The sequence below is a fragment of the Paenibacillus lignilyticus genome (genome assembly GCF_017942085.1).
Classification (GTDB): Bacteria; Bacillota; Bacilli; order Paenibacillales; family Paenibacillaceae; genus Paenibacillus_Z; species Paenibacillus_Z lignilyticus.
The window spans coordinates 1-11,728 of sequence record NZ_JAGKSP010000042.1 but is presented as its reverse complement, the minus strand read 5'-3'; the positions used below and the strand labels follow the sequence as shown (position 1 = coordinate 11,728).

Below are 11,728 nucleotides of genomic sequence, written 5' to 3'. Positions count from 1 at the left end.
AAACTTCATAGTAGAGCGACCTCCTGATGGGCTTTTTGAGGCTTTTGACCTCGTGCGTAACCCCATCGTACCGAGGCGCTCGTTTTTGTTCAAACGCCAAATTATTCGTTTTACAGGAATTCTAACGTGTTTGAATTATCTAATGTAGTGTAGATGAACACAAGTTCTTATTCAGTTAATCCATTTTGTATACATTTCTTAACAGGTACATTGAAATAGAAGCAAATAGAACAACAAGGTAGAGAGTTAATGAACATTATGCTTGACAGATATAATGGGTATAAAACTAAAGTATTGATCTCTTATCCTCATGCAGTCGAATTCTATCAGAAATGTCTATTCAATTATAGGGCACGATTGTTTGGCTATAGCCATCATTTACGCCCATAAACATGGTAAAATATCCCTAAGTCTAAATTGTACGAGACTACTGAATGTAAAGGCGGTACAAGTTATGTTTGAATTGTCTCGAGGTCTCCGACTGGGATTTAAGCAGACCCATCAATATCAGTGCTTAGGTTTTTCACTATAAGTTATTGCAGGTCGAATTCGAATGGGGTATGCAACAAATTATCAATACGGAGGGCTGCCTGGTGGAGAAGGAGATACGATTAATCGAGGAAAGTGATTATGAACAAGCGCATGCATTTCAGTGCGAGTATTTGGATATAGAGAACTTTGAGGATTTTATGCAACGGGTGAACAGTGATCCGGACTTATACTTCGTAACAGTGGATGGTAGTGAAGTGGTTGGTATTTGCTATGGAAGTCCGTCAAAGAGAAATGATGCAGTCATGAATTTGAATGGGATCGCGGTTAATCTGGATCGTACAAAGCAGTATGCTAGAGTTGGGCTGGGAACAAACATGCTGCGGATCTTTGAAGCAGCTGTGAAGAAAAGAAGCTATCGCACAATTGGTGTAGGTTCAGCGGACGATCCGAAAGTAGAAGCTTTTTATTTGAAAAATGGATTTAACCCAACGGAACTGGTAGTCAAAGATTCAAATTTAGAGGAAATGGAGAGAGTCCGAGTAGATGACTATGAAAGCGGGATTTTACGAAGAGAAGAACTAAGACGTAAATATAATTCAAGCGAAGTGATCTTCATTTTAGAAAAGGATATAGAATGAATCACTTCAAGGGGGTGGTGACATTGAAAAAATGGAGTATTGCGCTCGTTGTCTTACTGCTCATGTTTGTTTTGGCAACGGGGTGTAAGGGCGGTTCGCAGCAAAACCTAGGAAAAGAGGTAGTAGCGAAAAATACGGAGAATGCCACGCCGGCGGCCAGCAAAGCGGAAGAGAGTACACCTTCTCCCGACCCGGCTCCGGTTGAATTGCCCGCGACTACGCCGGAACCGAAGCTGCCGAAGCGTGACCCGCAGTCGGCGCCGCTTGACGTATTTCAACAGGCCAAACAGCTCGGGAGAGGAGTCAATCTTGGCAACGCGCTTGAGGCGCCGATAGAAGGTCAATGGGGAGTCATTCTACAGGAAAGCTACTTCAAGACGATCAAGGATGCAGGCTTCGAAACGGTCCGCGTTCCGATCAAGTGGTCGGCGCATGCGGATGGGATAGCTCCTTACGCTATTGACGCCGAGTTTTTCGAACGCATTGATTGGGTCATCGACCAGGCACTGAAGCAGGGGCTGAACGTCGTTCTTGACATGCATAATTTCGATGAGATCTATCTGAATCCAGCTGAGCAAGAGGCTCGTTTTCTGGCGCTATGGAAACAAATCTCGGCACGGTACAAGGAGCTTCCCGGCAATGTGTATTTTGAGATGCTCAATGAACCAAACGGTTCTCTGACCTGGTCAAAATGGAATAAAATGCTGAAGAAAGCGCTCGATACGATTCGAAGCGAGGATCAGTGGCATACCGTCATAATCGGCCCCGTCAACTGGAGCAATTATGCTGAACTTGTGTCGCTCGACATCCCGGTTAGCGAACGCAACGTTATCGTTACGTTCCATTATTACGATCCTTTTCTCTTTACCCACCAAGGCGCAGAATGGGTAGGGCCGGAGATCGGAACTCTCGGCGTCATCTGGCCGGGTCCCCCGGCGCAGAAGGTGGAACCGAGCACTGCCGCCAAGCAGGTGGACTGGGTAGACGATTGGTTCCAAGATTACAATACGAATCCGGCGGAAACGAATCCGGCAGGTTCCAACTCAATCGTGGAAGCCTTTGATAAGGTGAACAATTGGGCAAAAGAGCACAATCGCCCGATCTATCTTGGCGAATTCGGTGCGTACAGCAAAGCCGATATGTCTTCACGAGCACGTTGGACGACCTTTGTGCGGGAGGAAGCGGAGAAGCGAGGTTTCAGCTGGGCTTATTGGGAATTTAGCTCGGGCTTCGGCGTGTATGACCCGATAGCTAATCAGTATCGGAAGGAATTGCTGGAAGCACTTATTCCTGTGTTGTAGCTTAAACAAAATAGAAGGAGACGCAATGCGCGTCCCCTTCCACGTTATTATTTACTTGTCGTGTATTTCAGTCTATCCTCTTCACTTAATGTGAAAAAACTACTTGAGCCTCGGACAATGGTTGTTCCATCGGCAATTTGTACGGAGTGATCATTGTAAGATTTAATTGTCGAAATAGGTCTCATACGCATTCGATCTTGGAAGGCTTCAACCGGTTCTTTATGCATCATCGCTAATTCGAAATCTTGGTCTGACTTTAATTCTTGTTTGGCAGTGAATAGCGGTTTTTCTTTTGCCATGATTAGGTTATCCTCTTCTCAAAAGATGCTTTTATTATTGAATGTTACACCAGTACAACACTCATTGCAAATTTAATACGATTAATCTATTTTGAGTAAAATTGATGAAGCTCTTCTTTCATTGTTGTTAATAGAGATTTTTCTTTTTAGGAGTGATAATGATGACTAGCGTGAGGGAAGTTTTACTCGATCAGTTGGCAGCTTGTCATAACGATGAAAGCTGGTTTAAATCGTCTAAAACGATACTGGAAGATATCTCGGTGGCTGAAGCTATCTGGAAAACAGAGGGTAACTCAAGTTCCGTCTGGGAGATCGCGAACCATCTCATTTTCTGGAACGAAATGTGGCTAAGAAGGTTTATTAATGATGATATAGTCGAGGAAAATAAGATAGAAAATGATGAGACGTTTGAATTGGATCATACGAAGATAAATGAAAAAGGTTGGAATGAGACCAAACTGCGATTACATGTTGGCTTTTTAGAATGGCGAGACATGATATCGAATTGTGAGGTGTCAAAACTGGAAAGAAGGATCCCATCCTACTTTAATGCTCAGTGGTGGAATGTCATTTCAAATTTGTGCATCCATAATGCGTACCATATCGGGCAAATGATGTTGTTGAAAAAGCTAATGAAGCAGATCGACTTTAATTAGTTGAAGGAGGTGGCTCTTGATGGATTACATTAGGGACTACGCGATGTATGCATCCGTATTTGGCGTGTTTAGTTTTGCGTGGTTTGGCTGGGCACAAGAAAATCCCAGAGCGAGCTGGCGAATCTATCTTGGCATTGCATCAGGCATTGCGTTATTAGTGTGTTTAACAGGCGTCTATTTAAGCGTTAAGAACTGGGATGCGCCGTCCGCTTTGAATGAGGCGTCCTCCTTTCGCGACTATTTGATTTCGTTTTATGCCGAATTTGTTTTGTCCGGTGCTGGTGCCTTTGTATTGATCAGACTGAAGCGCAAAGCCTACGTCGCACCATGGATCGCTTTTATCGTCGGCATTCATTTTATTAGCTTGAAGAGCGTATTTGATGATCCCAGCTTATGGCTTCTGGCAGCGCTAATGATTACCGTCTCGATTGTGGCCATTATTGTATCCCCCAAGCTGCAAGTGGCAAACAGCGCGATTACAGGTATTGGTGCCGGCACGGTATTATTCAGTTTTGCCCTATTAGGATTAATACGGTTTATAGCCGTGTAGTAGCGAAAATGGGGAAATTGGAGGTAGTACGATTTAAAGCTTAGCGCATACCTCCACGACAGCTCAATAAAACCTATGACGAAGTTGCCGATACGTTTGGCGGCTTCTTTATGTTGAACGGGCAGTTTGGCTTACTGGAATAGCAGCTGCCCCTTCTTATATCCAATTAGCGAAAGTAACATTTTTTATAAAATGAACGTCTATGAAACATGTAGAAAAAGGAGGAAGGAAAATTCGATTCGCGGTCGACACTGCTGCGAACCATAAGATGGCAATAAATGATTTAGGTAACGGATAAGTTTAGCTAATAAGACGCATGGTTAGAACTATCATGAAAAGACTTATTGTCTGTGGAGGAAACTATGAAATTGCTTGCATACTTTACTCGCGCGTTATTAGCGCTCGCAACACTCGGCGCGCTGCTGTTGCTCGCCATCGCATTTCTATTCAACGATACCGGGGAGTCAGCTTTTACGCTGCTTAGAATTTGGGGAGGTTATTCGCTTGTCGGAGTCATCCTTATCATCGTAAACGAGATTATGTTACGAAATGCGAATGCGAATCCTTCGTTTCGGAGAGTTTACGGTCTTTTTTGGGCTTGCGTCGCGGCGGTAGGGGTGTGTACTTGGGCGATGAAAGTCTATTTCTAAAAAACGCACAATGCCAAAAAAATCAAATCATTGCGAAGAACTTTTCGGAAGACGTGATCTATGATGCGTTAATGCGTTTAGACCAACAAAATCGCCTAGTAAGTTCGACACAGTTGTTCAACTAATAGGGAGGTGTAGGGTGAATCAACGGAACAGAAGCGTAATTTACTTGATTTCGGGACCGCTTGGAGTCGGCAAATCCACGACTTCGCAAGAACTGGCACGCAAAGTCGAACAATGCGTGCTTATCGAGGGGGATCGTTTGCTTCATCTGCTTAAGGACGAGTTGCCTCTCTCATGGGAAGAAAAATTACGCCTCACCTGGGATAACATTGCAGCTTTAACGCGAAATTTGATACGGAATCATATAAGCGTCGTCATCGATTTTGTCGTCGAAGATGAATTTGATTTGTTCTGCGAACAACTAGCCGACCTGAACGTAGACCTTAAGTACATGGTGCTCCTAGCCGATCAAGAAACCATTGTTGAAAGGTTGACGATTAGAGGGGATCTGGATTCCCTGGAGCGTTCATTGTTTTTATTGAACAAAATGGAGCAGTCGCCATCCGTGATCCGCTTCGGTTACAATACAACGGGAAGGCGGCCCACGGAAACGGCAGATGAAATTCTATTGAGTTCCCGTTATCATGTTGAACTTAAAACAATGTAAATTCCAGCCACTTGCATGCGTCGAGAGCAATTAACGCACGGATGCGTGCGTTAAAGGTGTAAAGACTCCGAAAGGAAGCGTGCCCCATGAAGAGAATGACCATTACTTTACTGGCTGTAATCCTGTTAACCGGCTGCGGCCGTCAAATGGAGCCAAGCGGCAATGTACAAGGCGGCTACGCAAATAATACCGTCCAAGTTACCGACAATGAAGTGAAAGGTTCCGGGACCATCGATCCGCTCAGCGAGCCTGGCGAAGTCCGCAGCTTTCTCCAAGACAATCAGATTCCGAACGGCGATATCTATTTGAAGGATGGGCTGCTCTATATCAATCTCGTCAAACCGACGGAAAGTGGCGAGCGATTGCTGGCGGACCGGTATAAAACCGGGACGTACAAGACGGTGCGCGTGACACATTCGATTGAGGAGCTTCAGGCAGCACAGGATAAGCTCGGCAACCAGGATCTGTTCGCTAGGCTGAATCTATACTCGACAAGCATTGATGTGATCAAAAACAAAATCACCATTACGATGCCGGATTCGAGCGAGGCAGAAGCAAAGCCCGAAATCGAGAAGCTGATCGATCCGATTCTGATTGAATACGACATTCAGGAGTTAAGCGAGAAGCCGGACGTTGTCGGCTCAATCTCGAAAATCGACAATGAGTCGCATCGCATTCTAGTCCTGGAAGACGGTAAGACCGAGCCGAGCTACTGGTTTAGCTTCAACAATCATTCGGAGCTGGTAGACAGCGCCGGGCACGCAGTCACCTTTGACGATTTAAAGGAAAAGGGCAAAGTGAGAGTATGGATCAATGGCGCAGTAGAGGATTCCTTCCCGGCGCAGGCGGGAACCCGCAGACTCGAGCTCGTTGCCTCGAATTAGGGTTTGGTCGAACCCAAGCATGGGCAGGATCGTTCAATGATTTCGCGAAATTAGTTGTAGAGGTGAATACAAAGATTCACACGAGAAGAGGTGCTATTCTTGCTGCGAACGGTTTCAGGTTTAATTACTGCGCAGGAAGCAGGGCGGATTTTGGAACATGAGCATGTGCTCGTTGGTTTTGTAGAGGAAGGGAAGCTTACACCGGAGATGTATGACCGTAACGAGGTGGTCACGTCCGTACTTCCGTATTTGTTGAAATTGAAGGAAGCCGGATGCAGCACCATGGTGGACTGTGCACCGGAGTACTTAGGCCGGGACCCTTACATTCTGCGTCGGCTGTCGGAACTGTCCGGCGTCCGTTTAATCACGAACACCGGATTTTACAAAAAGCCTTATCTGCCTTCTTTCGTTTATGAGATTTCAGAACGAGATTTGGCCGACATATGGATTCGGGAAGCGCGGAACGGCATCGGCGAGAGCGGAGTGCATCCGGGTTATATCAAAATCGCGCTTAACGATGGGACGACGATCGACGAGATGCAGTTGAAGATCCTCCGTGCCGCTATACGAACGTCACTGGAAACCAGCCTGCCGATTCAGTGTCATACTATAGGCCATAGTATCGCTCTGCACGCCTACGAGATTATGAAACTAGCGCACTTTGACCAGGAGCGATTCATTTGGGTGCATGCACAAACATTCAAAGTCACTGATGTTTACAAACGGCTTGCGGAGGCAGGAGGTTGGATTTCCATCGACTCTATTTTGCCGGGGACATATGAGGAGCATGTGGATCTGCTTGGTCAGCTGCTCGAATGTGGGGTCGGTGACCGAGTGCTGTTGTCCCAGGATACCGGCTGGTACAATGTAGGACAGTTCCAGGGAGGCAATTTGCGTCCGTATCATCACTTATTTACCGACTTCTTCCCTGTAGCAGCGGCCGGTGGTCTCGAACCACAATGGCTGGAGAAATGTGTAACGAGCCATGCCTTTCAAGCTATGAGCATGCGATCCTAGCAACAGATGGAAGTAGTGATATACGCTGTTGAGAATAGCTTGTGGGGGTTAATATGAATTTTCTAATCATCCAACCAAAACTTGAGCAGAACATCGCGCAACTTGAAATCGAACTCCAAAATAATTCTTCCGCTGATGCGGTGATCTTCCCAGAAGGATATTTGAATGAAAATGTGGAACAAGCATGTAGTTTAGCAAAGAAACATAACATGATACTTATTGGAGGGTATAGGAGGCTGAACGAAAGCCTTAAAGATAGGGCTATAATTATTGACCGTTCTGGCGAAGTTGTTCTTGACCGAATAAAGTATAGCCAAACGACTTTTAAGTCGGTAGAGGGATGCAAGATAGGACACATACTTTGTGATGAATTGGTCAAACAAGGTGTAAAGAGCGAAGATACCAGTGGAATTGACGTGATTGTTCATCCTATCGGTGTGGGAATGTTCAGCGAAGAACAATTCGATGAATGGATAAATGAAGCCAAAAAGATAGCTGTCACATACAAGGCGATGATTATTGGGGCAAGCCACGGTGATGGCTCATTTAGAGGAAGGAATGTATCCATCCCCACTGCCTATTGTTTCGACCAATATGGAAAACCAATTTTCATTTCAAAAAATGATATACGAACCCGCATGTTGGATATTGCAACTAAAACCGTTTCCTTCCCTCAACATGTCAAACTATAGCGTTAAGCTAACGGGAACGTCAGTTGAAAAAACGTAGGACGAACATGTATCTGATGACTAATCTGATCAAATGCGATTTCTGATTTGTATCAATTCGTTAATGTAATAATCCAGATTATATTGTATAGAGTCCAGCTGTTTTGAGCGATTCGATTGTTGTTTTGGCATTTGATCAATGGGGTTTTCCAAAGCTTCTAGGGCAAGACCAGCAGCGATTACTGATAAACCATCTCCGATTGCAGTAATTGACGCAGCTATAAATTCAATTTTTGCAATTTGAATTTCTCTGGCTTTTATTAATTCGTTTGAATTTTCATCCATTGGTCATTTCCTTCCTGCTTCGATGATCAGCGAAATTTCTTAAAGTATCATATGCAATTAGTACGGGAAAGGGGTTCTTTGTTTGATGTATCAGCATGGAAGCGGCAGCCAAAAATGAACTGCACCTCCATCGTTAGTCGTGTCTAACAAATGGGGTGCAGTTCACTTCATATAAGGCTGCCGTTTCTCAATTAACCAATTTAGTTTATGATATATTGTATTTGTGAAAGGAGAGAGAGATATGAATTGGTTTCAGGAAAACTTATGGAATACAGCAGTACTGCTAGAGTTTGGGGGAATAATATTAAAGATTTCTCTTATTTTAATAGTGGCGAATATCATGACTCGAATCGGGAAAGCATTCGTGCGCAAGTTCTTTATCGTAACAGCTAAAACACGAGCATATCGCAAAGGTCGAGAACAGACTTTGGTGAAGCTGTGTGAAAATGTCATTTATTATGTGGTATATTTTATTGCACTCATTACCATTTTAGAAATTTTTATTGATATTAAAGGTATCCTAGCAGGAGCAGGAGTTGTTGGACTTGCTGTGGCGTTTGGTGCACAGGGATTGGTAAAAGATGTAGTCACAGGATTCTTCATTTTATTCGAAGATCAATTTTCAGTTGGAGATAAAGTAAAAATCAATACAATTGAGGGAACGGTAGAAGAGCTTGGTCTTCGGACGACGCAGATTAAAGGTAATGATGGTGAGATGTATTATATAACAAACAGCATGATTACGCAGGTTGCAAATTATGCAAATGCTCAGCCGAAGCAAGTTGAAACTTCAAAGAGTGTAGTTTCGAAGGAGAAAATACGAATGAAAACCGCTAATTTTTAGCGGTTTTTTTGATTCGGGATTGTTTTATTCCAATTTAGGCTTCAAATATGAAGTGATCGGTGGTAAGGTACTTCACCATCATGTTTCGAGAGGAAAACTGACTCTCATTCTTATTGAAGCTAAACAAGAAGATGAGGTGAACCCAATCAGTTCCAGATACGAGGAACAATATTTTGATGTATATTGTTATACGAATGCCGTTGATTTGATAGCTCAAGAAGTTATGGAAAAAAATATAACCATCATTAGAGATCCGAATTATACAAATCATTGGAGCGAGTTTACATTTCGTGATCTCAACGGCTATCAAATTACCGTTGGTGGAGGCGTTGTAAATAAAGAACTTATTTCGTGATAAACTCGTGAGTTTAAACTAACGAGAACTATAGCTTAAAAAGAAAAGTAGAACAAGCTGCCCGATAATAATGGAAGCCTGTACTACTTTTTCTTTACTAATAATTGAATGATTCCTATTATGAGAATCACTATAAATATGAGCAGGACGATTCTATAATCCGCACCGGATGCACTTACAACACCAGCTGCAATTAATATCATGTATTCACTCCCTTAGGTAACAGAGCACGTTATTTTAATATTATGATGCTCAGCATAGAATATGAGTGAGGTTCTTTACGGTTGATATGTGCGAACTTTAGCTCCTAAGGACAAACTGATGCTAGTTTGAGTTTGTTGCATTCAACTCTAACGGATACGTTAGTTTAATAAACAAGGAGCAGTTTGCCGGCGGCAGCTGCTCTTTTGTTTATATTAATTATCAAAATATCACAAGATTTCATTTCCTGATTGGTTATATTATTTACCGGAAGGAAAGAAATGGGCAAATCTTCTATTTCATTTGCTTTCCGGTGAGAACATAAAAGGTGGGGAATTTCATGCCACAAGCAACTTTTGCCGGCGGGTGTTTCTGGTGTATGGTTACGCCATTCGAAGAGATGTCGGGGATTGCGAGTATCGTAGCTGGTTACACCGGCGGCCTGACTGAAAATCCAACGAACGAAGAGGTCAATACGAGAGAGACTGGTCATTTCGAAGCGGTACAAATTACGTTTGATCCGGCGATCTTTCCATATGAAAAGTTACTTGAACTATATTGGCAGCAGGTTTACCAGACAGACGAATATGGTCAATTTCAAGATCGAGGAATACAATTTTCAACTGCGATATTTTATCATAATGACCAGCAAATGAATTTGGCTTTTCAATCTAAACACGCCTTGGAGCGGAGCGGTCGTTTTGATCAACCGATTGTAACGAAAATTTTACCTGCTTCGCGTTTCTATTTAGCCGAGGATTTCATCAAAACTATCATAAAAAAATCCGAATCATTATAAAGAGAGTCGTGAAAATTCAGGTCGTAATCAATTTATTAGAGAAAATGGGTTAAAATAGTAAGTACAAGCGCATGACGCCTTAAATCCGAAAGAATTTCAAACCTTCAGCCGAAAGTGGCGGCCTGCTTTGTTGCTACTGCAGTTTGTTCTGGTTACTGTGCTTCAAATAGACGGAGCACTTTTGTCCGATTGGTTTGCCCAGCCAATGTTTTCGGTGAAATTCCGTGTTTGTTTGCCTGATTGCAATCTGCCCCGAACTGCAGCAGCATTTCAATTTGGTCCATTTTATATTTTCGTTGTATCGCTTGATGAAGGGCGGTATTGCCATCAGAATCGGCATAGTCAACATTTGTGCCGTTCTTTAAGAACCATTCTGCGATCTCGAATTTTTTCCAATTGAACGCTGAAAGGAATACTGAATCCTCTATTTCAGCACCGTGTTCTTTAAAGCGAATGGCTGCTTTGACATCGTTATACCATGCGATCGCAAACATGCAGTTATTGGGGTTCGCACCTTCGTTCAGCAAATAAGTATAAAGCTTCTCGTTTCTTCCTCGTGTATACGCGTACCAGAGCGGGGTAGCGGAAAAGAACCCGCACCTGTCGTCCGGAATTCGTTGAACACCATTTAAGTCCATGCCGCTAGTTAAGAGTAGCTTTACAATTTGAAGAGTCGCATCCACCTTCCGTGGATCATCTGAGATATCCAATCCGCACACGTAATGGAGCGCATTCTTGCCATCTTCTTCCGACCATTGCAGCCACTTTGGCTCTTTTTGTAACAGCTCTTTGATGACCGCAACATCAAGTGCTTTCACCGCTCGAATGTATTTGTTCATGATCCATCGTAGCTCCTTCGTAGATAGATATACATTCTGTCCATATCTACATTCATTCACGGTCCACTCTCCAAATCCTTGTTATTCATCCCAGAATGTTCAAACGCGTATTATTTATAAACGCGTGTATGGGAGCCAAAATGGGGGTGCCACCGGAAGTGAACATCACAACTTGGATTATTTTTACATTCTTATGCATATTCAAAGGATGATCTCTGGAGTGTTTGCTCTTATTGGTTTATCAATATTATTACTTCCACTTTTATTGCGCTCCCTCGAAATGATTCAGTTTCCTCACTCAGACTCATGAATTCGCAGGATTTCATCCAATAGTTAGTATGGAGAAGTGGATGGAGGAGGAGCCGGTAGCTGGGGGATGGAGAATTAGGCATTCGGGAATAAAGGTGAATGATGCATCACCCATATTGTTCCATATGTGCACGTCTCCACTTTACCCTAGCGATTCTCGCTCCCATGTCTCAACGGGTCTTAGCCCTTTCATTCCTTCGTCACATCTAAC

14 protein-coding genes and 1 pseudogene are annotated in these 11,728 nt (G+C 43.4%); 12 read left to right on the top strand and 3 right to left on the bottom strand.

Annotation, left to right across the window (positions count from 1 at the left end):
- Positions 1-593: 593 nt before the first annotated feature.
- A complete protein-coding gene (locus tag I8J30_RS32560; protein ID WP_210664494.1) occupies positions 594-1,130 on the top strand; it encodes a GNAT family N-acetyltransferase in 537 nt (178 codons plus the stop codon).
- A 23-nt stretch (positions 1,131-1,153) separates the two neighbouring features.
- Positions 1,154-2,431, top strand: a complete 1,278-nt coding sequence (locus tag I8J30_RS32555; RefSeq protein WP_210664493.1) for a glycoside hydrolase family 5 protein — start codon at positions 1,154-1,156, stop codon at positions 2,429-2,431.
- Positions 2,432-2,478: 47 nt separating this feature from the next.
- Here the strand turns inward: I8J30_RS32555 and I8J30_RS32550 are convergent, their stop codons facing one another.
- The gene (locus tag I8J30_RS32550) at positions 2,479-2,730 is read right to left on the bottom strand and encodes a hypothetical protein (RefSeq protein ID WP_210664492.1); all 252 of its coding nucleotides are present in this window, start codon (positions 2,728-2,730) and stop codon (positions 2,479-2,481) included.
- Positions 2,731-2,888: 158 nt separating this feature from the next.
- Here I8J30_RS32550 and I8J30_RS32545 point away from each other — a divergent pair, with 158 nt between their 5' ends.
- The 7 genes from I8J30_RS32545 to I8J30_RS32515 all read left to right on the top strand — a co-directional run bounded on the left by I8J30_RS32545 (position 2,889) and on the right by I8J30_RS32515 (position 7,849).
- Positions 2,889-3,386: a DinB family protein gene (locus tag I8J30_RS32545; RefSeq protein ID WP_210664491.1), complete on the top strand. Its 498-nt coding sequence runs from the start codon at positions 2,889-2,891 to the stop codon at positions 3,384-3,386.
- 19 nt (positions 3,387-3,405) lie between these two features.
- Positions 3,406-3,936: a hypothetical protein gene (locus I8J30_RS32540; protein WP_210664490.1), complete on the top strand. Its 531-nt coding sequence runs from the start codon at positions 3,406-3,408 to the stop codon at positions 3,934-3,936.
- A gap of 362 nt (positions 3,937-4,298) precedes the next feature.
- On the top strand, positions 4,299-4,586 hold the full coding sequence (locus I8J30_RS32535; protein ID WP_210664489.1) for a hypothetical protein: 288 nt from the start codon (positions 4,299-4,301) through the stop codon (positions 4,584-4,586).
- A gap of 139 nt (positions 4,587-4,725) precedes the next feature.
- The gene (locus I8J30_RS32530; protein ID WP_210664488.1) at positions 4,726-5,256 is read left to right on the top strand and encodes a P-loop nucleotide/nucleoside kinase family protein; all 531 of its coding nucleotides are present in this window, start codon (positions 4,726-4,728) and stop codon (positions 5,254-5,256) included.
- 86 nt (positions 5,257-5,342) lie between these two features.
- Positions 5,343-6,140 carry a DUF3221 domain-containing protein gene (locus tag I8J30_RS32525; RefSeq protein WP_210664487.1) on the top strand — a complete coding sequence of 266 codons (798 nt, stop codon included), beginning with the start codon at positions 5,343-5,345 and terminating at the stop codon, positions 6,138-6,140.
- Between the two features lie 99 nt (positions 6,141-6,239).
- Positions 6,240-7,157 (top strand): phosphotriesterase family protein, encoded by a 918-nt coding sequence (locus tag I8J30_RS32520; RefSeq protein WP_210664486.1) that lies wholly within the window; start codon positions 6,240-6,242, stop codon positions 7,155-7,157.
- 53 nt (positions 7,158-7,210) lie between these two features.
- Entirely contained in the window at positions 7,211-7,849 is a 639-nt protein-coding gene (locus tag I8J30_RS32515) for a carbon-nitrogen hydrolase family protein (RefSeq protein WP_210664485.1), read from the top strand.
- A gap of 66 nt (positions 7,850-7,915) precedes the next feature.
- Here I8J30_RS32515 and I8J30_RS32510 read toward each other — a convergent pair whose 3' ends face one another.
- Positions 7,916-8,170 carry a translation initiation factor 2 gene (locus I8J30_RS32510; protein ID WP_210664484.1) on the bottom strand — a complete coding sequence of 85 codons (255 nt, stop codon included), beginning with the start codon at positions 8,168-8,170 and terminating at the stop codon, positions 7,916-7,918.
- Positions 8,171-8,411: 241 nt separating this feature from the next.
- Between I8J30_RS32510 and I8J30_RS32505 the strand changes: the two genes are divergently transcribed.
- The 3 genes and pseudogenes from I8J30_RS32505 to msrA all read left to right on the top strand — a co-directional run bounded on the left by I8J30_RS32505 (position 8,412) and on the right by msrA (position 10,427).
- A complete protein-coding gene (locus I8J30_RS32505) occupies positions 8,412-9,014 on the top strand; it encodes a mechanosensitive ion channel family protein (RefSeq protein WP_210664483.1) in 603 nt (200 codons plus the stop codon).
- Between the two features lie 52 nt (positions 9,015-9,066).
- A complete protein-coding gene (locus I8J30_RS32500; protein WP_210664482.1) occupies positions 9,067-9,369 on the top strand; it encodes a hypothetical protein in 303 nt (100 codons plus the stop codon).
- A gap of 541 nt (positions 9,370-9,910) precedes the next feature.
- Positions 9,911-10,427 (top strand): annotated as a pseudogene (gene msrA, locus I8J30_RS32495) (peptide-methionine (S)-S-oxide reductase MsrA).
- Between the two features lie 94 nt (positions 10,428-10,521).
- Here msrA and I8J30_RS32490 read toward each other — a convergent pair.
- Positions 10,522-11,208, bottom strand: coding sequence for an ankyrin repeat domain-containing protein (locus I8J30_RS32490; RefSeq protein WP_210664481.1), 687 nt, complete (start codon positions 11,206-11,208; stop codon positions 10,522-10,524).
- Positions 11,209-11,728 lie beyond the last annotated feature (520 nt).